Raw genomic sequence first — 19,727 nt, 5'->3', positions numbered from 1 at the left:
CTCATACGTGTGTTCGACACCCTATCGGATGATGTTGGAACCGCGGCGCTACGACACACACACCGACTACCGTGAAGGTATGTGGGCGCGCCCCATGGGACGGGCGCGCGAAGCCTCGTACGTTTCCCGCCATGACGACGCCACACCCCGTTACCCCACAGCAGGTGGTCGCGCTGGACCTGCGTGGGCGCTCCGCGCTGGTCACCGGGGCCGGCAGCGGCATCGGCCGCGCCGTGGCCGCGCGCCTCGCCGCCGCCGGGGCGCGGGTGGTGGCGGTCGACCGTGACGCCGAGCCGATCAAGACGCTCGCCGAGGAGGCCGGGGTCGTGCCCGTGGTCGCCGACCTGGCCGACCTCGACGACATCGAGGGCCGCCTGGCCGGGCACCTCGACGCCGACATCCTCGTCAACAACGCCGGCCTGCAGCACGTCGCCCCGCTGGACGACTTCCCGCCCGAGCGCTTCGGCTACATCCAGACCGTGATGGTCGCCGCGCCGTTCCGGCTGGTGCGGGCCGTGCTGCCGCACATGTACGCCGGCGGCTGGGGCCGGGTCGTGAACATCTCCTCCGTGCACGGGCTGCGGGCCTCGCCGTTCAAGGCGGCGTACGTGACCGCCAAGCACGCCCTGGAGGGCCTGTCCAAGACGGTCGCGCTCGAGGGCGCGCCGCACGGGGTGACCTCCAACTGCATCAACCCCGCCTACGTGCGCACCCCGCTGGTCGAGGGGCAGATCGCCGACCAGGCCCGCACCCACGGCATCGACGAGTCCGAGGTCGTCGAGAAGATCATGCTGACCAGCGCCGCGATCAAGCGCCTCATCGAGCCGGCCGAGGTCGCCGAGCTCGTCGCCTACCTCTGCACCGACGTCGCGGGCTTCATCACCGGTACTTCGCTGTCGATCGACGGCGGCTGGACCGCACACTAGGGCGTGTGACGATGCTGGAGTACCTCGAGCTGCTGGCCCGCGAGGCGGCCGCCGTGGAGTTCGAGGGCCCGCTCGTCGCCGCCCGCAACGCCGGCCTGCCGCCCGAGCACATCGCCGAGCTGGAGCAGGCCAAGGTCGTGGCGCTGCGGGTGCGCGCCCTGCTGGAGCGGCGCCGCCGGCGCGAGGAGGAGCTGTCCGGCCTGTTCGACACGGCCAGCGACCTCGCCGGGCTGCGCGACGTCGACGCGGTCCTTGCCGCCATCGTGCACCGGGCGCGGACGCTGCTCGGGGCCGACGTGGCGTACATGACGCTGAACGACGAGACCCGCGGCGACACGTACATGCGGGTCACCGACGGCTCGATCTCGGCCCGCTTCCAGGCGCTGCGCCTGCCGATGGGGGCCGGCCTCGGCGGCCTGGTCGCGCAGACCGGCAGCCCGTACGTCACCGCCGACTATCCCCGCGACGAACGCTTCCGGCACACCGGCGACATCGACGCCGGCGTGAGCGAGGAGGGCCTCGTGGCGATTCTCGGGGTACCGCTGCGGCTCGGATCCCGGATCATCGGCGTGCTCTACGCGGCCAACCGCTCCGCCCGCCCGTTCGCCCGCGAGGAGGTGTCGCTGCTCGTCTCGCTCGCCGCCAACGCCGCCGTCGCGATCGACACCGCCCGCCTGCTCGGCGAGACGCAGGCCGCGCTGGAGGAGCTCTCCGCCGCCAACGGCGTGATCCGCGCGCACAGCGACTCGGTCGAGCGCGCGGCCGCCGCCCACGACCGCATGACCGCCCTCGTCCTGCGCGGCGCCGGCGTCGAGGACGTCGCGGCGGTCGTCGTCGAGGTCCTCGGCGGCTCCCTGCTCGTCCTGGACGCCGAGAACCGCCGCCTCGCCCTCGTCGGCGAGCTCGACCAGCCCGACCCGAGCGCCATCGCCGAGGCCCTCGCCGCCTCGCGCACCGAGGGCCGCAGCGTGCGCCGCGGCGCCCTGTGGTTCGCCGCCGTCGTGGCCGGCGCGGAGAACCTCGGCGCCCTGGCCCTTCGCCCCGACGAAGCGCTCGTCGACGCCGACCAGCGCATCCTCGAGCGGGCCGCGGTGGTCACGGCGCTGCTGCAGCTGTTCCGGCGTACCGTGGCGGAGGCCGAGGGCCGGGTCCGCGGCGAACTGCTCGACGACGTCATCACCCGCCCGGTCCGCGACGCCGACGCCCTGCGCGCCCGGGCCAAGCGCCTCGGCGTCGACCTCGACGCCCCGAACGTCGTCGTAGCCATCGGCGCCGACGCATTCACCGCCGGTCCGCTCCGCCAGTCCACCGCCGGCTCGATCCGCCAACGCGCGGTGTCGTGGGCGCAGACGTACGCCCAGACCCGCTCCGGCCTGGCCGCCGCCCGCGACGGCCACATCGTGCTGCTCCTGCCGGGCGACGCGCCCGGCGCCGCGGCCCGCGCCGTCGCCCGCGACCTCGGCAAGCTGCTCGCCCGCCCGGTCACCGCCGGCGCCGGCGGCCCCGCCACCGCTCCCGAGGGCATCGCCGCGGCCTACCGCGACGCCGACCGCTGCGTCACCGCCCTCACGGCCCTGGGCCGCACCGGCACCGGCGCCAGCACGGCCGAGCTCGGCTTCGTCGGCCTGCTGCTCGGCTCGGCCCCCGACGGCCGCGACCGCGACGTACGGTCCTTCCTGGACTCGGCGATCGGCCCGGTCGTCGACTACGACGCCCGCCGGGGCACCGCCCTGGTCAAGACCCTGGAGGCGTACTTCGGCGTCGGCGGCAGCTTGGCCCGCGCGGCCGAGGTCCTGCACGTCCACGTCAACACGGTCACGCAACGCCTGGAGCGCATCGCCCAGCTGCTCGGCGCCGACTGGCAGAAGCCGGAGCGGGCCCTTGAGGTACAGCTGGCCCTGCGCCTGCACCGCCTCAGCACCTCGTAGAGTCTCTGTCCGTGGGTCGGCTGGCGGTGGTGACGGGCGCCGGACGCGGCCTGGGTCTGGCGCTGGCCGAATGCCTGGCGTCGCGCGGCTGGGAGGTCGTGGCGTGCGTCCGTGGCACATTTTCGCCGCGCGACGGCATCCGCCCGGTGCTGCAGGACGTCCGCGACCCCGTCGGGCCGGCCCTGCTCGACGCGGTGGCCGGCCGCCCCCTCGACGCGCTGGTCAACAACGCCGGCGTCGGCGCGCCGGGCGTACCGCTCGCGTCGTGCGACCCGCAGAGCATCGTGAACGCCGTCGACGTCAACGTGGCCGGCCCGCTGCGCCTGGCGCAGGCACTGCTCCCCGCCCTGGTCGCCGCCCCGTCGCCCCTGATCGTCAACGTGTCGTCCCGGCTGGGCTCGCTGTCGGCCCAGGCGGCCGGGGCGTTCGCGGGGCGGAGCACCAGCTACGCGTACCGGATCTCGAAGGCCGCCCAGAACATGCTGACGATCGCGCTCGCTCAGGAACTGGCCGGCCGTGTGCGCTGCTGGGCGGTACACCCGGGCGCCCTGACCACGACCATGGGCACCGCGGACGCCACCACTGCCCCGTCGGAGGCCGCCGCCCGCCTGGCCGACCTGCTGGACAGCCCCGATCCCACGTCGCCGCGCTACATCTCGTTGGACGGCCCCGACCTCACCTGGTGAGGCTTCCCTCGCATTTTCGCTCCACGGTCATGCCAATCCGTCGGCACAAATCGGACATGTCCTAGAGCGTTCTCACTCCTCTGGGCGCGTTCTCTCTCCAAGATCTTGACGATGCCCGATTTGTCGCCGACTTTTCGCATAATCGTGGAGAGAACATGCCGCCGGCCCGACGGCGCCGGCCCGACGGCGCCGGCCCGACGGCGCCGGCAACACGGCGTGGAGCAACATTGGCGCCGGTAACTCTCTTGCCCGGATTTATCCCCCGGCGACGTATAAATCCGACAAGTCGCGGCACGGAGTGCCCGACTTGTCGGACCACAACAGGCGGCGAGCCCGTAAACACGCTCGATGCACTGTGGCCAGGCGCCGCTGTGAACAGCGGGCCGAGCCACAGGAGCGCGAACGGCTACCAGCCGAGCCGCAGCCGGCCAGCGCGCCGCACGTGCAGTGGCCCGGCGCCGCTGCGAACAGCGGGCCGGGCCAAAGAGAGCCAACTCGTCCGCCGGCCGGGCGCTCCGCTGCCGGTTTTGAGGGGCTTCGGGTGGAGCGGGGCTCCCCCGGGCGAGCGAAGCGAGCTAGGAGCCCGCAGCAGCGCCGCGGAGGACGAAGTCGACCAGGTTTTCGGCGAAGTTCTCGTCGGGGACGTTCGGGTTCCAGCGGAGCATGTTCTGCGCCAGCGTCGGGCCCGACAGGACCAGCAGGCACAGCTCCACGTCCAGGTCCGGGCGCAGCTCGCCCGAGGCGATGCCGCGGCGCAGGATGCCGCGCATCACCTCGCGGCGGGGCTCCACGACGCCCTGGTAGACCCGGGTCATCTCGCCGCTCTTGAACAGCTCGGGCATCAGGCAGGCGGTGACCTTGCCATACTGCGCCATCCGCTTGTTGCGCATCGCGGCGACCTGGGCGATCAGGTCCTCGCGCACCGACTCGCCGCGCACCTCGGGCAGGGGGCCCTTCATGGCGAGGACGGCGTCGATGAGCAGCGCCTCCTTGTTGGGCCAGCGGCGATAGATCGTCGCCTTGCCAACGCCGGCCTTCGCGGCGACCGCCTCGATCGAGATCGCGTCGGCGCTCTGGCCGGAGCTCAGCAGCTCGAACACCGCCTGCACGATCGCCTCGTCGACCCGGGCGCTGCGGGGCCGACCAGGACCCTTCCGGTCCTGGTCAGGCACCACATCCACGCTGAGCGTCATGGTTTCCATTGTTACCGAGTTTTCACACCGAAGCTACCCACCGGTCGCCTCACCTCGTCACTCGCCGACCGTTACCAGCTCCGCACCCTGCTCCTCCGCCAGGCTCTCGGCGGTGGACGGGGCGGGGGCGCCGGCGGGGCGCTTGCCGGGCAGCCAGACGACGGCCACGACCGCGCCGAGGACGGCGAAGATCGCGGAGCCGATCGCGGCGCTGTGCATGGCCGTGATGAAGGCGTCGTTCACGTTGTGGATCAGCGCCTGCTGGGCGGGCCCGGCAAGGTGCGACGCCACGGCGTAGCCACCGGAGATCGACTCGCGTGCGCCGTCCCTCGCCGCGGGCGGCAGGGCGGCCGTGGCGTCGGCGACGTGGTCGCGGTAGACCGAGGCGATGACGGCCCCGAGGGCGGCCACGCCGAGGGCGCCGCCGACCTGACGGATGGTGTTGCTGACGGCCGATCCGACGCCGGCCTTCTCACGGGGAAGCGACGACATGATCGCCTCCGTCGCGGGCGGCATCACGTTGGCCATGCCGACGCCCATGAGGAAGAACAGCGCGCCGACGATCCAGATCGGGGTGGTCTCGGAGATGAACATCCACGAGGCCAGGCCGATCGCGACCAGCAGGAGACCCGTGGTGCTGACCGCCTTCGGGCCGAAGCGCTTGACCATCGCGGCGCTGCGCGGGGCGAAGACCATCTGGGCGGCGGCGAAGGGCACGAACAGGGCGCCGGAGGCCAGCGGGCCGTACCCGCGGACCAGCTGCAGGTAGAAGGCGCTGATGAACATGATGCCCATGGCCGCGAAGAAGACCAGGCCGATCATGCCGGTCGAGGCGCTGAACTTGCTGTTGGAGAACAGCCGCACGTCCAGCGACGGGAACTCGATGCGCCGCTCGTAGACGACGAACGCGGCGAGCACGACCACCGCGCCGGCCAGGGCGCCCCACGCCTCGATCTTGCCGAAGCCGTGGTCGCCGCCCTCGATCACGCCGTACGTGAGCAGGGTGAGGCCGACGATGGACAGCAGCACGCCGACGACGTCGATGCGGCCCGGCTTGGGGTCGCGCGACTCGGGGATGAGCGTGTTGACCAGGATCAGGCCCACGATCACGATCGGGACGTTGATCAGGAAGACCGAGCCCCACCAGAAGTGCTCGAGCAGCAGGCCGCCGACGATCGGGCCGATCGCGACGCCGAGGCCGACCGCGCCGGCCCACACGCCGATGGCGCGGCCGCGCTCGCGCGGGTCGAAGACGTTGGCGATGATCGACAGCGTCGAGGGCATGACCGCCGCGGCGCCGAGGCCCATCAGGGCGCGGGCCCAGATCAGCTGGTCGGGCGAGCCGCTGTAGGCCGAGACGAGCGAGGCGATGCCGAACAGCGCCAGGCCCACGGTCAGCGTGATGCGCCGGCCGAGGCGGTCGGCGAGGATGCCGGCGGTGAACAGCAGGCCGGCGAAGACGAGCGTGTAGGAGTTGATCGCCCACTCGAGCTGGCTCTGGGTCGCGCCCAGGCCCTTCTGCGGGTCGGCGATGGTGCGCATGGCGACGTTGAGGACGGTGTTGTCCAGCACGACCACGAGCAGGCTAATGACGAGCACGCCGAGAATGGCCCAGCGTCGAGGATGTCCGGTGTTGGCTGGTGCGGCCTGTGTTGCTGCGTCCACGGTGGTGCCCCCCTGGCTTGGAACGCGCGATAACGATACGGAACAGTTCCGTATCAACGTAGCCGCCGGCCACGCGATACGGAACCGTCTCGTATTGAAAAGTGCGTCCGATCACACCGAAAACGCCGCCGGCGCTCGCTCCGCTCGGGCGCGCCGGGGGGTTCCCACCCCGGACCCCCCATGCTCCGCACTCAAACTCGACGCCACCGGCGGAATAAATCCGCGACGGTGCCCCAGAGCCCCCTTCGGAACAGCAGCACCACCAGCACGAAGATGCCCCCCGTGATCAGCCCGATCAGGGTGAAGCCGGCCTGCGAGAGCTGGTCCTCGAGGTCGACGATCAGGCCGGCGCCGAGCACCCCGCCCCACAGGGTGCCGATCCCGCCGAGCACGACGAGGACCACGCCCTTGCCCGACGTCGTCCAGTGCACGACGTCGAGGGAGACGAACCCGTGCGCGACCGCGAACAGCCCGCCGCCGAGCCCGGCCAGAAAGGCCGAAAGGACGAAGACCAGGAGTTTGTACCGCGAAGCCGCATACCCCAGCGCCCGCGCCCGGTTCGGGTTGTCCCGGACCGCGACCAGCACCCGGCCGAACGGCGAGTGCACGATCCGCCAGGCCAGCAGCAGGCCGAGCACCGCGATCGGCAGCGCCGCGTAGTAGAAGTAGTACGGGTCGGACAGGTCCAGCCCGAACAGCTCCCGCGGCACGCTCTGCAGGCCGTTCTCGCCGCCGGTGACCGACGACCACTCGTTGGCGATGAAGTACACCATCTGCGCGAAGGCGAGGGTCACCATCGCGAAGTAGATCCCGCTGCGGCGCACCGCGAGGTACCCGATCGGCACGGCGAGCGCGGCGGCCAGCAGCGCCCCGCCGAGGACCGCGACCGGGAACGGCGCGCCCAGACGGGCGGCGATGATCCCGGCCGTGTACGCCGACGTCCCCCAGAACGCGGCATGGCCGAACGACAGCAGCCCGCCGTAGCCGAGCAGCAGGTCGATCGCGACCGCGAACAGCGCCCAGCAGAGCATGTCCACGGCCACCGCCGGGTAGATCCCGTTGGGCAGCCAGAGCGCGACGGCGGCGCCCACGGCCAGCAGCAGCCACCTCATGCGGGACCTTCCTCCCTGCCGAACAGCCCGGCCGGGCGGAACAGCAGCACCAGCGCCATGACCAGGAAGATGAGCGTCTGGGCGAGCAGCGACGGGCCGTACGCCTCGCTCCACGCCTGCAGCAGCCCGATGCCGAAGCCGGCGGCGACCGAGCCGAACACCGACCCGAGCCCGCCGATCACGACGACCGCGAAGACGCCGATGATGAGGTCGCCGCCCATGAGCGGGTTGACCGCCCGCATCGGCGCGGCGAGCACGCCGGCGAGGGCCGCCAGGGCCACGCCGAAGCCGAACACCGGCGCGATCCACCGCCCGACGTCGATGCCGAGGGCCCGGGTGAGCTCGGGCCGCTCGGTCCCGGCCCGCACCACCATGCCGACGCGGGTGCGGGTGAGCACCCACCACACCACCACGCACAAGGCGATGGCGACGCCGAACACGAAGACGCGGTACGCCGGGAAGTCGAACAGCCCGAAGTCGACCGTGCCGCCGAGCCCGGCGGGCGCGTGGTACGGGTTGGACTGCGAGCCGTACTTCGCCTTCACCGCGTCCTGCAGGATCAGCGTGAGCCCGAACGTGAGCAGGAAGTTGTACAGCGGATCGAGCTTCGACAGCCGCCGGATCACGGTGCTCTCGAGCGCCACGCCCAGCAGGCCGAGCACGAGAGGTACCACTGCCAGCGCCACCCAGAAGGAGAGCCCGAAGGAATCCAGCAGGAAGAACGCGCCGACCGCGCCGAGCATGTAGAACGCGCCGTGTGCGAAGTTGACGACGCGGAGCATCCCGAAGATCACGGCCAGGCCGAGGGCGAGCAGCGCGTAGAAGCTGCCCCCGACCAGGCCGTTGAACGTGTGGGTGAGCAGGCCCATGAGGGACTCAGAGCTTGCAGTCGGGCGACGGCGCGCGGAACGCCTCCTGCGCGGGGATGGTCTTCACGATCTGCTCGTAGTCCCAGGGCTCCTTGACGTCGGCCGAGGGCTTGACCTTGGCCAGGTACGCGTCGTGCAGCACCCGGTGGTCGGCCGCCCGGAACTCGCCGTTGCGCAGGAAGAAGTCGTTGACCTTCTTGCCCTCCAGCTGCTTGACGACCGCGTCGGCGTCGTCGGTGCCGGCCGCCTGGACGGCCTCGAGGTACTGCATCGCCGCCGAGTAGTTGGCCGCGTGGGCGAACGTCGGGCGCTGGCCGCCGGCCTTCGCCGCGAACTTGTCGGCCCAGGCCCGGTTCTGCTCGTCGAAGTTCCAGTACCACGCGTCGGTGAACGTGGTGCCGGCCAGCGCGTCCGGGGTCAGCGAGTGGATGTCGGTCAGGAACATGAGGCCCACGGCCAGCCCGACGCCCTTGTCCCGGAGCTTGAACTCGTTGTACTGCTTGACGAGGTTCACCAGGTCGGCGCCGGCCTGCATGGTGCCCAGCACGTCCGGCTTCGGGTTCAGCGTCGGCGCCTTGAGCAGGAACGTGGAGAAGTTGTCGTTCGGGAACGGCGTCGGGTCGCTCGCGATGACCGTGCCGCCGCCCTTCTTGACCGCCTCGGTGAAGGACTTCTGCATGTCCTGGCCGAAGGCGTAGTCGGGGTACACGATGTACCAGTTCTTGGCCCCGGCCTGGGTGGCCGCGGTGCCGGTGCCGTTGGCCAGCATCGCCGTGTCGTAGGCGTAGTGGAACGTGTACTTGTTGCAGGACTTGCCGGTCAGGTCCGTGGTGGCGCCGGAGATGTTGAAGTACAGCTTCTTGCTCTGCTTGGCGACGTCGGCGACCTTCAGCGCGGCCGAGGACGTCGGCACGTCGAGGATCGCGTCGACGCCGAGCCGGTCGTACATCTCGCTCGCCCGCGTGTTGGCGACGTCGGGCTTGTTCTGGTGGTCGGCGGTCTCGACGGTGATGTTCTTGGTGATGGCCTTGTCGCCGTACTTCGCCTTGAAGTCGTCGATGGCCATCTGCACGGCCACGACGGAGTTCTTGCCGGACAGCTGGGCGTAGACGCCGGACTGGTCGTTGAGCACGCCCAGCACGATCTTGTCGCCGGTGAGCTTGCTGCTGCCCGACGAGCGGGGGCCTCCGCCGCCGCAGCCGGCGAGCGTGACACACAGGGCGGCACCGACAGCGATGGATCTCTTCATATGTGTACCTCCGGTCAGATGCCGAGGTGCGCGAGGAACTCGGCCTCGCGTGAACGCACGTCGGCGTTGTCGAAAGTGCCGGCGATCCGCCCCTCGGCGAGCAGGTAGTGGCGGTCGGCGATGGTGGTGGCGAAGCGCAGGTTCTGCTCCACGAGCAGCACGGTCGCGCCGTGGTCGCGGGCCCGGGCGAGGATCTCGCCGACCCGGCGGACCAGCAGCGGCGACAGGCCCTCGGTCGGTTCGTCGCACAGCAGGACGGTGGCGCCCATGCGCAGCACGCGGGCGAGCGCGAGCATCTGCTGCTCGCCGCCGGAGAGCTTGGTGGCCGGGCTGTTGCGCCGCTCGTACAGGTTGGGGAAGGCCTCGTGGATCTCGTCGAGGCTCCAGGGGCCGGGCCCGACGACGGGTGGCAGCGCCAGGTGCTCGGCGACGCTGAGGGTGGCGTAGGCGCCGCGGTCGTCGGGCACCCAGCCCAGCCCCGCGCGGGCCCGCTTGTGCGCGGCCTTCCTGGTGATGTCGGCGCCGGCCAGCTCGACCGTGCCCGACTGCCCGCCGTGCAGCCCCATGACGCAGCGCAGCAGCGTGGTCTTGCCGGCGCCGTTGCGCCCGCACAGGGTGACGACCTCGCCCGCCTGGATGTCGAGGTCGACGTCGCGCAGGACGCGCGCCTCGCCGTACCAGGCGGACAGCCCCTCAATGCGCAGCATCGACGCTCCCCAGGTAGGCCTCGACGACGCGCTCGTCGGCGCGCACCTGGTCGTAGGTCCCTTCGGCGAGTACCCACCCCGCCTGCAGCACGGTCACCCGGTCGGCGAGCCGCCCCACGACGCTCATGTTGTGCTCGACGAGCACGACGGTCCGCCCGTCCCGGACGGCGGCGACCAGCTCGACGGTCCGCTCGACGTCCTCGACGCCCATCCCGGCGGTCGGCTCGTCCAGCAGCAGCACCTTCGGATCGAGCGCGAGCGCGATGGCGAGCTCGAGGGCCCGCTTGCGCCCGTACGCGAGGCTCCCGGCCGGGCTGCCGGCCGTGTCGGCCAGCCCGACCCGCTCGAGCAGCTCCTCCGCCCGCTCGCGGAAGCGCCGCAGCGGCCGCTCGGAGCGCCAGAACGCCCACCCGAGCGAGGTCGCCCCCTGCAGCGCCAGTTCGACGTGCGCCCGCACGGTCTGCTGCGGGAACAGGCTCGCGATCTGGAACGACCGCGCCATCCCGAGCCGCGCGACCCGCTCGGGCGCGAGCCCGGTGATGTCGCGGCCCTCGAGCTCGATCCGCCCGGCGGTCGGCGCCAGGAACCCGGTCAGCAGGTTGAACAGCGTCGTCTTCCCGGCCCCGTTGGGCCCGACGAGCGCGTGCACGCTCCCGGCCGCGACATCGAGATCGACCCCGTCGACGGCCCGGAACCCGCGGAAGTCGCGCGTGAGGCCGCGCGCCTGGAGCGCGGAACCGTCCATGTGGGACACACCCCCTTTGGCGGCTTGGAGTGACGGTCGCCACAAGTTATGGCGGCCGCTCCCAACGTCACCACGGAGCCGATCCACACATTTCTCTACGTGCTTATGTGTGGATCACATGCCCGACAAACACGAAAAATCCGGGCGGCCAGCCGCCCGGATTTTTCGGAAATATCATCATTGCCACGCCCGCACGGTCAGTGGCGCTGCGCCGCCGCGGGGTCCGTAGCGCCACGCGGTCCGTGGCGCTACGCCGCCACGCGGTCCGTGGCGCCCCGCGGTCCGTGGCGCCCCGCGCCCCGCGGTCCGTGGCGCCCCGCGGTCCGTGGCGCCCCGCGGTCCGTGGCGCCCCGCGGTCCGTGGCGCCCCGCGGTCCGTGGCGCCCCGCGGTCCACGCCGCCGCGGCGCGGGACGGCCCAGTGCAACCTCAGCCGCCGGCGCGCGGCCTAACGGCGCGCGGACAGCGGCGCGCGCCGGCCGCGTTGCGGTCGCTGCCTGCCGAGAGGCCGCTGCCGACCAGACCGACCGGCCGCGACGCCGCACCGACCGCCGCGATCAGCGCCGGTCGGGTATCCACTTCGCCAGTGGACCCAGGCGGGTGCGCAGGCCGGCGAGGCCGCCGGGGAAGAAGTACACGGCCAGGATGAACACCGTGCCCAGGATGAAGAGCGGCTGGGACAGCGGACCGCGCAGCACGCCCGGCAGGCCGGCCACCGCGTCGGAGTCGCCAAGGGCGACCAGGCGGTAGTCCAGGTACGTGAACAGGAAGCCGCCGATCAGCGGACCCCAGCGCGTGCCCGGGCCGCCCAGCACCACCATCACCAGCAGCGTCAGCGTCTGGTCCGACGCGGCGATGTGGGGCGTGGCGCCGCCGATCAGCAGGGCGTACATCGCGCCGGCCAGGCCGGCCAGGCCGCCGGCCACGGTGAAGGCGAACAGGCGGTAGCGGTACGGGTCCAGGCCGAGGACGCCGACGCGGCGCTCGTCGTCGCGGACCGCGGCCAGGACGCGGCCGGCCGGGGAGTCGGCGATCGCGTGCACGACCAGGGCCGTGATCACCACGACGGCGACGGCGAGCCAGTACAGGTTCACCGTGTTCGAGACGCCGACCAGGAAGTCCGGCACGCGCTCGGTGGACATCGGCAGGCCCTCCTCGCCGCCCGTCGCGCCGCCGGGGTTGCGGCCGATGGTGATCGCGGCGACCTGGGCGAAGGCCAGCGTCACCATGGCGAAGGCGATGCCGCCGGTGCGCAGGGCGACCGAGCCGAGCAGGGCGGCCAGGATCGCGGTGCCGATGACCGCCAGGAGGATGGCCGTCCACAGGCCGTAGCCGGCCTTGGTGACCAGCATGTCGGTGCCGTAGACGCCGGCCGCGAAGTACAGGGCGTGGCCGAACGACAGCATGCCGGTGCGGCCGAAGAGCAGGTCGTAGCCCATGGCCAGCGCGCCGAAGACCAGGCACAGGGCCAGCAGCTGCAGGGTGCCGGGGGCGTTGACCGCGGAGTCGAAGAGGCCGGGGATCTTCAGGCCGCAGTACGGCAGGGCGAGGAACACGACCAGCACCACGAGCGGGCCGAAGCGCGCCAGCGGGATCCGCCGGGCGGGGGGCACCGCGGTGGTCCGGGTCGGTGGCGCCGTCTGTGTCGTCATGAGGTGGCGACCTTCCCGGTGATCCCTTGTGGACGGACGAGCAGCACGACCGCGAGCAGGACCACGACGCAGATGTCGCCGAGGCCCGACCAGTTGTAGTTCACGAACTGCTGCAGCAGGCCGACGGCGACCGCGGCGTAGGCGGCGCCGGTGACCGAGCCCATGCCGCCGATCACGACGACGATGAACCCGAAGATGAGCAGCGAGCTGCCGCCGGTCGGCGAGATCGAACCGGCGTAGACGCCGCCGAGCGCGCCGGCCAGGGCCGCGGCGGCGCCGCCGATGGCGAAGACGAGCGTGAAGGCGCGGCGCACGTCGATGCCGAGCGCGGTCACCATCGAGCGGTCCTCGACGCCCGCGCGAATGACCAGACCGATCCTGGTGTACTTCAAGAAGGCCAGCAACCCGCCCAGCACCACGACGGCGGCGCCGATGAGCAGGAAGCGGTCGTTGGGCACCCGGGCCCCCGCGATGCTGGTGAGCTGCTGCGTCCACTGCGGACGGGGGTAGGGGCGCGGGTCGCTGCCCCACGACGCCTGCAGCAGCGCGACGCCGGCCAGCGACAGCCCGACGGTCACGAGCACCTGCTCGATCGTGCGGCGGTACAGCGGCCGGATCAGCACCAGCTCGACCAGCGCGGCCACGATCGTGCCGGCGACGACGCCGCAGAGCACGGCGAGGGCGAAGCCCCACCCGCTCGGTCCGGCGCCGGGCACGTGGCCCGCGGCCCACCAGGTGCCGTACGCGCCGACGGAGAGGAACAGCCCGTGCGCGAAGTTGAGCACATCGGCGAGGCCGAAGACGAGCGCAAGCCCGGAGGCGACGAGGAAGTACAGCGCGGCGAGACCGAGCCCGGTGAGCGTCAGCAGCACGATCGTGCTCATGCGAACACCTCCGCAACGCTGCGGCGCCCGCATGAGTTGAGGAATCCATGATGAGCGGCCACTCCGCTTCGCTCCGTACCGCTCATGCCAGCACCTCCGCTTCGCTCCGGCGCCCGCATGAGTTTGAGGAATCCCTGATGAGCGGCCACTCCGCTTCGCTCCGTACCGCTCATGCGTGGTCTCCCTTGCCGACGCCCAGCAGCGCCTTGGTCTTCTCGGTGTAGTCCAGCAGGTCCCGGGCGCCGCCGGTGTAGGCCACCTTGCCGTTGGCGATGACCACGGCGTCCTGGGCCAGCCGGCGCACGACGGCCAGGTTCTGCTCGACCAGCAGCATCGGCACGACCTGGGCGACGGTGTCCAGCACGGCGGCGACCTCGCTGACCACCTTCGGCGCGAGGCCCTTGGTCGGCTCGTCGATGAGCAGCAGCCGGTTGGGGTTGAGCAGCACCCGGCCGATGGCCACCATCTGCTGCTGGCCGCCGGACAGGGTGCCGGCCCGCTGCCGGCCGCGCCGCTGCAGCTCGGGGAAGAGGCCGTAGACGCGGGCGTAGTCGGGCTCGGCGCCGGGGCGCTCGGCCAGGCGCAGGTTCTCGGCGACGGTCAGGCCGCCGAAGACGCCGCGGTCCTCGGGCACGTAGCCGAGGCCCTCGCGGACCAGGCGGTGCGTCTGCGCCCGGGTGATGTCCGCGCCGGCGAAGCGCACCTCGCCGCCGACCTCGGCCTTCGGGGGCAGCAGGCCCAGCACCGCCTTGAGCGTGGTGGTCTTGCCGACGCCGTTGCGGCCGAGCAGCGCGGTCACGCCGTGCGGGGCGACGCCGAACGTGACGCCCTGCAGGATGTGGGACCCGGCGATGCGGACGGAAAGGTCCCCGATCTCGAGGATGCTCACAGCTTCTCCCCCAGGTACGCCTCCTGGACCGTGCGGTCGGCCATGACCACCTCCGGGGTGTCGCAGACCAGCAGGGCGCCGTGGTGCATGACGGCGACGCGGTCGGCCAGGTCGAGGACCACGTCCATGTGGTGCTCGACCATGAGCACGCTGCGCCGCTCGTCGCGGGTCAGGCTGCGGATCAGCGCGACCAGCCCGGGCACGTCCTCGGCGCTGACGCCGGCCATCGGCTCGTCGAGCAGCAGCACCCGCGGCTCGCCGGCCAGCAACAGGGCGATCTCGAGCTTGCGCTTCTCGCCGTGGGCGAGGTTGCCGGCCAGTGCCCCGGCCCGGTGGTCGAGGCCGACCCGCCACAGCACGCGCTCGGCCCGCTCGGCGATCTCGCGGTCGCGGCCCGGCCACGGGAACGGGCGGATCGAGCCGCCGCGGCGGGCCTGCACGGCCAGCCGGACGTTCGCCGCGACGGTGAGGGAGCCGAAGACCGACGAGGACTGGAAGGTCCGCCCGAGACCGAGGCGGGCCCGCCGGTGCGTGGGCAGCCGGGTCAGGTCGTGCCCGGCCAGGGACACGGAGCCGTCGGAGGGGCGGCGCAGGCCCGAGATGAGGTTGAACAGCGACGTCTTGCCGGCGCCGTTGGGGCCGATGACGGCCAGGAACTCGCCCTCGGCCAGGTCGATGTTGACCCCGTCGACGATGGCGACCCCGCCTACCCGCCACGTCAGGCGCCGGGTGCTCAGCAGGCCGGTGGCCGGGGAGTCACGACTGGGCGCCACCCCCCGGGAAGACTCAGGCATCGGTGGTGTGGCGCCGAGCGACACCGCTCAGCCCTTCATCTGCGCGACCGGCGGCGCGGCGTCGGCCGGGTCGAGCGCCTTCACCAGCTCGGGCTTGAGGTCGGCGCCGGAGCCGGAGAACTTGCCCTGGAACATCGGCTGCAGCAGGGCGTGGTCCTCCTTGCGGACGGTCAGCTTGCCCTTGACGCCGTCGAAGCTCCAGCCCTCAAGCGCGGTGACCATCTTGTCGACGTCGTCGCCGCCCTCCTGCGCGGCCCGGACCACCATCTGCGCGGCGGTGAAGCCGTCCGGGTGGAACAGGTCGACCTTGCCGCCGTCCACGCTCTTGCGCAGCGCGGCCGTGGCCTCGTTGTCGCTGGCGCCGTCGAAGTAGTGGGCGAGCAGGGAGATCTTCGAGCCGGCGGCGCCGAACGTCGGCCAGGAGGCGCGCTGGTCGATGCCGGTGACCACGAGCGTCGAGCCGAGCACACCCTGCTGGTCGAGGGCCTGCCACATGGCGGTGGCGGTGGTGCCGGCCCACGCGACGAAGATCATGTCGGCCTTGGCGTTCTTGGCCTGCACGGCGAAGCCGGTGAAGTCGGTGGCGTTGGCCGGCACGGCGAGGGTGTCGACCGTGGCGCCGGCCCCGCCGACGACCGCCTTGACGGCGTCGGCGTTGGACTTGCCGAACGCGCCCTCCTGCGTGAAGACGAGGACCTTCTTGCCCGACGGCGCCGGCAGGTAGGACTTGGCGGCCAGCACGTCCTGGTAGGACTGGCGGCCGGAGCGGAAGGTGTACTTGTTGATGCCCGTGATCGCGTCGGTGGCCGCCGGCCCCGAGATGAACAGGACCTTGTTCTGGGCGGCCAGCGGCGCCATCTGCCCGGCGACCGCGGACGAGGTGCTGCCGGCGATGATCTTGTATCCCTGGCCGATGAGGTCCTTGCCGGCCGACACCGCCTTGGCCGCGTCGCCGGCGTCGTCGACCTCCTTGACCTCGATCGGGCGGTTGCCCACCTTGCCGGTGCCCTTGGTGGCGTAGGCGAGGCCGGCCTTCCAGCCCTCGATGTACTGCTTGCCGTAGCTCGCGAGCGGCCCGGTCTGCGAATAGACGAGGCCGACCTTGATCGGTGCGCCGTCCCCGGCCGGCTCTTGCGCGGCCTCCTGCGGGCTGCTGCACGCCGACGCGAACGTCGCGGCGAGCGAGAGCCCGAGCGCCGCGAACAAGACCCGCCGCGGCGCGCTTGTCTGCCTGATCAACGCTTCCTCCGTGTGAACGCCTTGTTAAGGCCAGCGCCTGCTGGCGGTGTTCGCACACGCTAGGAGTGGCGTCGGGCACGTAGCTATGTGGGCAGGCCACACAGAATGGGCGGAACCCTATGGGGCGACGCGGTCCAGGAAGGCCCCGAGCAGCGGCAGGAAGGCCGGGGACAGCTGCTCGAACAGCGAAATGTCGTCCCGCGGGGGGACCGGGTAGAGCATGTGGCCGACGCCGGGGAACACGCCGACGCCGTTGAGGCCGCGATGCCGGGCCGGCAGCCGCGCGCCGAGCACCTGCAGGCTGCGCTCGACCGGCACGTGCTCGTCATCGCCGCCGAAGAGGGCCAGCAGGGGGCAGCCCAGGAACGGCAGCAGCGCGGCCGGGTCGAAGCTCAGCGCCCGGGCGAAGAACCCGAGCTCCTGCGCGGTGGCGTAGGGCCCGCCGTCGACCACCGCGGCCCAGTCGGCTCCGGCGTGGCGGGCCTGGGACTCGAGTACCGAATCCGGATCCTCGCCGGCGGCGAGCCGGGCGGCGCGCTCGTCGGCCCAGGCGAGGCCGGCCGCTACGGACTCCTCCGCCAGCCCGTGGCGGCGCATGACCCGGGCGAGCAGGGCCCGCTCCTGCTCCTCCATGCCCACGAACGGGCCGCCGAGCGTGACCACGAAGTCGACCTGGTCGGGGGCGGTGACCGCGGCGAGCAGGGAGATCCAGCCGCCCTGGCTGTAGCCGATCAGCCCGGCCCGCTCGACGCCGGCGTGCTTGCGCAGCGTGGCGAGCGCGCCGAGGGCCTCGGCGGCCCGGTCGGCGAAGGTCTGGGTGCGCCAGTCGCCGGGCGAGCCGCCGCAGCCGGGCTTGTCGTGGCGCAGCGTGGCGATGCCGCGCTCGGCGAGCCAGCCGGGCACGCCCTGCCAGTCGTCGCGGGTGGCCGGCCCGGAGCCGTCGGACAGCACGAGGCCGCCGCGGGCCGGACCGTCGGGCAGGCACAGGACCGCGTTGAGCGGACCCTGGGCAGAATCGACGAAGATCACTGTCTCAGGCATGGAAAGGCCCTCCCCCCGCGAAATGTAACAGCGGAGGGAGGGCCTCGCCGACCGGCGATGCGCGCGTGGTTACTGCGCGGCCGCGGCCAGAGGCGCCTGGTAGCTCTTCAGCAGCGCCGCCTTGTCGGCGTCGACCGTCTTCCAGTCGTCCTTCAGGACCCCGCCGGTGTCACCGGAGTTCGGGTTCCAGGCCCAGTAGGTGTAGCTGAGCCCGTTGTCCTTCAGGTAGGAGACGAGGTTGCGCTGCCAGATGCCCTCCAGGTCCTTGTTGCCCTGGGCGTCCTTCTCGGCCACCGAGCGGCCGCCGAACTCACCCATCAGGACCGGGGCGGTCTGGCTCTTCACGAGGTACCCGAACTGCTTGTCCCACAGCGCCGGCATGTTGGCCGGGAACGACGGGTCGTTGAACCACTGCTGCGACCAGACCTTCGGGCTGTAGTCGTGCGCGGAGTACACCAGCTTCGACTGGTCCGACAGCTTCACCGGGTGCGCCTTGGCGCCCTGCAGGTTGCCGCCCCACCAGTAGCCGTCGCTCTGGCCGTCGGCGGTCTTGTAGTTCTCGATGCCCTCGACGATGATCAGCCAGTTGGGGTTGGCCTTGAGCACCGCGTCGCCGGCCCGCTGCGCGGCGGCCTGCCAGTCGGTCTTGGCGTTGCCGTCGCCCCACGTGGCCTCACCGTGCGGCTCGTTGTGCAGGTCGGCGCCGACCACCAGCGGGTTGTTCTTGTAGTGCTTGGCGAGATTCACCCAGTCGGAGATCCAGCGGTCCTCGGAGACCTTGTCGGTGTACCAGAGGTTGCTCTGACCCTGCGAGTCCGGGCGGTGCCGGTCCAGGATGACCATCATGCCGCGCTTGGTGGCGCCCTCGACGACCTTGTCCATGATCTGCGGACCGGTCAGGTCCTTGAGGCCGGGGTTGAGCGCGTAGTCGACGCCGGTCGGCTTCGAGGCCGGGTCGAACAGCTCGTTGCTGAACGGCAGGCGCATCGAGTTGAAGCCCTGACCGACCATCTGGTCGAGCATGTCGTCGAGACCTCGCGACCAGAGGCCGTGCGGCGCGAAGGTGTTCGTCTCCAGACCGAACCAGTTCACGCCGGTGAACGTCACGGTCTCACCGCGAGCGTCCACGATCCGGCTGCCCTCGGCATGCAAGGGCATCTGCAGCCGCTGAGCGGACTGCGTCATCGTCGGGTGGACCTTCTTTTCGTGGTGCAGGAGCGGCACCAGTGCCACTCCCGCGACAGCGAGCGCTACCAGGGCTGAAATCCAGTAGAGACGCGTGCGACCCATGAACTGACCTGTCCTCACGTGTGACGGCGGGGCAGATCAGAACGTTACGGATCTCGGGAATATCCAGTCAGCGTACAAATGTCGGATTTGTAGGTACTACAAGTGGAGGAGCAATGCGGTGATCACGCTGCGATCACGAGGTGCCGGAAGGGCCGCCCCTCACGAGCCGACCGGCGGCGCATCCCACTCCGCCGCACGCACGACGGCCTCGAGCTTCGAGCGGGCGCCCATCTTGCTCAGCAGGTGGCGCACGTGGCTGCGGACCGTGGTGTAGCTGATGCTCAGCTCGCGCGCGATGTCACGGTTGTCCATGCCCTCGGTCATCAGGGCGAGGATCTGCCGCTCGCGCGGCGTGAGGCTATCAAGGCGCCGGGCATGCTCCTGCGAGCGGCGGGACTCCTCGCGCCGCCGGGACAGGAGCTTCGCCAGCTGGCGGGCGGGCACCAGGATCTCGCCGTCGACGGCCCGGCGTACGGCCTCGGCCACGTCGGCACCGCCCGCGCTCTTGATGAGGTAGCCCGCCGCGCCGGACTCGAGCGCGGTGAGGATGACCTGGTCGCTCTGGTCGGCGCTGAGAAACACGATCGCGACCTCGGGCTGGTGCGAGCGCAGCGCGGCGACGGCCTCGGCGCCGGTGCCGTCGGGCAGCCAGAAGTCGCACAGCACCACGTCGACCCGCTCCACGTCGGCCAGGTGCTCGACCTCGCCCACGCTGCCGGCCAGGGCCACCACCCGCAGCTCCGGGTGCTCGTTGAGCAGCGCCGCGAGCCCCTCCGCGACCACCTGGTGGTCCTCGACGATCAGCACCCGGTACGGCGGACGGCTCACGCCGTCACCTCCGCAACGCTGCGGCGCCGGCG

18 protein-coding genes are annotated in these 19,727 nt (G+C 71.7%); 3 read left to right on the top strand and 15 right to left on the bottom strand.

Features of this window, described 5'->3' with window-relative positions; translation table 11 throughout:
• Nucleotides 1-131 precede the first annotated feature (131 nt).
• Genes ACQEVU_RS05785 through ACQEVU_RS05775 form a run of 3 tightly spaced genes read left to right on the top strand, consistent with a single transcriptional unit; the run spans nucleotide 132 to nucleotide 3,540 of the window.
• Complete coding sequence (locus tag ACQEVU_RS05785; protein WP_433321493.1) at nucleotides 132-926, top strand: 3-hydroxybutyrate dehydrogenase; 795 nt, start codon at nucleotides 132-134, stop codon at nucleotides 924-926.
• A gap of 11 nt (nucleotides 927-937) precedes the next feature.
• On the top strand, nucleotides 938-2,854 hold the full coding sequence (locus ACQEVU_RS05780; RefSeq protein WP_433334810.1) for a helix-turn-helix domain-containing protein: 1,917 nt from the start codon (nucleotides 938-940) through the stop codon (nucleotides 2,852-2,854).
• A gap of 11 nt (nucleotides 2,855-2,865) precedes the next feature.
• Nucleotides 2,866-3,540: an SDR family NAD(P)-dependent oxidoreductase gene (locus ACQEVU_RS05775; RefSeq protein WP_433321492.1), complete on the top strand. Its 675-nt coding sequence runs from the start codon at nucleotides 2,866-2,868 to the stop codon at nucleotides 3,538-3,540.
• A gap of 575 nt (nucleotides 3,541-4,115) precedes the next feature.
• On the opposite strand, the gene ACQEVU_RS05770 is transcribed toward ACQEVU_RS05775, so the two are convergent.
• The 15 genes from ACQEVU_RS05770 to ACQEVU_RS05700 form a co-directional block, all read right to left on the bottom strand.
• The gene (locus tag ACQEVU_RS05770; RefSeq protein ID WP_433321491.1) at nucleotides 4,116-4,733 is read right to left on the bottom strand and encodes a TetR/AcrR family transcriptional regulator; all 618 of its coding nucleotides are present in this window, start codon (nucleotides 4,731-4,733) and stop codon (nucleotides 4,116-4,118) included.
• Between the two features lie 57 nt (nucleotides 4,734-4,790).
• Nucleotides 4,791-6,332 (bottom strand): MFS transporter, encoded by a 1,542-nt coding sequence (locus tag ACQEVU_RS05765; RefSeq protein WP_433321490.1) that lies wholly within the window; start codon nucleotides 6,330-6,332, stop codon nucleotides 4,791-4,793.
• Nucleotides 6,333-6,589: 257 nt separating this feature from the next.
• A complete protein-coding gene (locus ACQEVU_RS05760) occupies nucleotides 6,590-7,510 on the bottom strand; it encodes a branched-chain amino acid ABC transporter permease (protein WP_433321489.1) in 921 nt (306 codons plus the stop codon).
• Nucleotides 7,507-8,379 carry a branched-chain amino acid ABC transporter permease gene (locus ACQEVU_RS05755; protein WP_433321488.1) on the bottom strand — a complete coding sequence of 291 codons (873 nt, stop codon included), beginning with the start codon at nucleotides 8,377-8,379 and terminating at the stop codon, nucleotides 7,507-7,509. The genes ACQEVU_RS05760 and ACQEVU_RS05755 overlap by 4 nt, the downstream gene beginning before the upstream one ends.
• 7 nt (nucleotides 8,380-8,386) lie before the next feature.
• Complete coding sequence (locus tag ACQEVU_RS05750; RefSeq protein ID WP_433321487.1) at nucleotides 8,387-9,628, bottom strand: ABC transporter substrate-binding protein; 1,242 nt, start codon at nucleotides 9,626-9,628, stop codon at nucleotides 8,387-8,389.
• A gap of 14 nt (nucleotides 9,629-9,642) precedes the next feature.
• The gene (locus ACQEVU_RS05745; protein WP_433321486.1) at nucleotides 9,643-10,335 is read right to left on the bottom strand and encodes an ABC transporter ATP-binding protein; all 693 of its coding nucleotides are present in this window, start codon (nucleotides 10,333-10,335) and stop codon (nucleotides 9,643-9,645) included.
• Nucleotides 10,322-11,080 (bottom strand): ABC transporter ATP-binding protein, encoded by a 759-nt coding sequence (locus ACQEVU_RS05740; protein ID WP_433321485.1) that lies wholly within the window; start codon nucleotides 11,078-11,080, stop codon nucleotides 10,322-10,324. Before ACQEVU_RS05740 ends, ACQEVU_RS05745 begins: the two co-directional genes overlap by 14 nt.
• Before the next feature lie 555 nt (nucleotides 11,081-11,635).
• Entirely contained in the window at nucleotides 11,636-12,730 is a 1,095-nt protein-coding gene (locus tag ACQEVU_RS05735) for a branched-chain amino acid ABC transporter permease (RefSeq protein ID WP_433321484.1), read from the bottom strand.
• On the bottom strand, nucleotides 12,727-13,614 hold the full coding sequence (locus ACQEVU_RS05730) for a branched-chain amino acid ABC transporter permease (protein ID WP_433321483.1): 888 nt from the start codon (nucleotides 13,612-13,614) through the stop codon (nucleotides 12,727-12,729). Before ACQEVU_RS05730 ends, ACQEVU_RS05735 begins: the two co-directional genes overlap by 4 nt.
• Nucleotides 13,615-13,783: 169 nt before the next feature.
• Nucleotides 13,784-14,503: an ABC transporter ATP-binding protein gene (locus ACQEVU_RS05725; protein WP_433321482.1), complete on the bottom strand. Its 720-nt coding sequence runs from the start codon at nucleotides 14,501-14,503 to the stop codon at nucleotides 13,784-13,786.
• The gene (locus ACQEVU_RS05720; protein ID WP_433334808.1) at nucleotides 14,500-15,243 is read right to left on the bottom strand and encodes an ABC transporter ATP-binding protein; all 744 of its coding nucleotides are present in this window, start codon (nucleotides 15,241-15,243) and stop codon (nucleotides 14,500-14,502) included. The genes ACQEVU_RS05725 and ACQEVU_RS05720 overlap by 4 nt, the downstream gene beginning before the upstream one ends.
• Nucleotides 15,244-15,324: 81 nt before the next feature.
• On the bottom strand, nucleotides 15,325-16,533 hold the full coding sequence (locus ACQEVU_RS05715; protein ID WP_433334806.1) for a substrate-binding domain-containing protein: 1,209 nt from the start codon (nucleotides 16,531-16,533) through the stop codon (nucleotides 15,325-15,327).
• 120 nt (nucleotides 16,534-16,653) lie between these two features.
• The gene (locus ACQEVU_RS05710) at nucleotides 16,654-17,577 is read right to left on the bottom strand and encodes an alpha/beta hydrolase family protein (RefSeq protein ID WP_433321480.1); all 924 of its coding nucleotides are present in this window, start codon (nucleotides 17,575-17,577) and stop codon (nucleotides 16,654-16,656) included.
• 69 nt (nucleotides 17,578-17,646) lie between these two features.
• Entirely contained in the window at nucleotides 17,647-18,867 is a 1,221-nt protein-coding gene (locus ACQEVU_RS05705) for a glycoside hydrolase family 5 protein (RefSeq protein ID WP_433321478.1), read from the bottom strand.
• Nucleotides 18,868-19,026: 159 nt separating this feature from the next.
• Nucleotides 19,027-19,695, bottom strand: a complete 669-nt coding sequence (locus ACQEVU_RS05700) for a response regulator (protein WP_433321476.1) — start codon at nucleotides 19,693-19,695, stop codon at nucleotides 19,027-19,029.
• Between the last annotated feature and the right edge of the window lie 32 nt (nucleotides 19,696-19,727).

The organism is Dactylosporangium sp. CA-139066 (assembly GCF_050936175.1).
Lineage (GTDB): Bacteria > Actinomycetota > Actinomycetes > Mycobacteriales > Micromonosporaceae > Dactylosporangium.
This window is presented reverse-complemented; position numbering and strand designations above follow the sequence as displayed.